The sequence below is a fragment of the Rhodococcus sp. T2V genome (assembly GCF_029269925.1).
GTDB lineage: Bacteria > Actinomycetota > Actinomycetes > Mycobacteriales > Mycobacteriaceae > Rhodococcus_F > Rhodococcus_F koreensis.
Genome location: NZ_JARJBD010000534.1, coordinates 1 through 335 on the forward strand (window position 1 = coordinate 1; position 335 = coordinate 335).

Genomic DNA, 335 nt, shown 5'->3' on the forward strand with positions numbered 1-335 from the left:
CGTCGTGGTAGATCGACACGATGTCCCCGCCCGCGCACAACCCGCGGTCCCCGGCACCGGTGATCACCACCGCCTTCACCTCGTCGTCCCCGGCCCACGCCGCCAGCGCCGCCGCGATCCGCGCCACCATGGTGTGGTTGAGGGCGTTGATCGCCTTCGGCCGGTTCATCCGAAGCCGTGTGCAGGTCGTGGCGATGGATGGGTTCGCCGGCTACCGCACCGCCACCGCCGAAGCGCTACCCGCAGCGCGGGCGGTGATGGATCCGTTCCACGTATTGCACCTGACTTGCACAGGTTTAGTGCCCCGGTCAGCGGGTCGGTAGGTCCAGCGCGGT

1 protein-coding gene and 1 pseudogene are annotated in these 335 nt (G+C 69.3%); one reads left to right on the forward strand and one right to left on the reverse strand.

The window, feature by feature from the left end; all coding sequences use genetic code 11:
- Positions 1 to 169, reverse strand: a 169-nt coding sequence (locus P3H15_RS55285; protein WP_276144962.1) for an enoyl-CoA hydratase/isomerase family protein, incomplete at its 3' end; no start/stop codon positions are given.
- Positions 170 to 173: 4 nt separating this feature from the next.
- On the opposite strand from P3H15_RS55285, the pseudogene P3H15_RS55290 reads away from it, so the two are divergent.
- Positions 174 to 284, forward strand: a pseudogene (locus P3H15_RS55290) (transposase); the annotation flags it as partial.
- Positions 285 to 335: the final 51 nt, after the last annotated feature.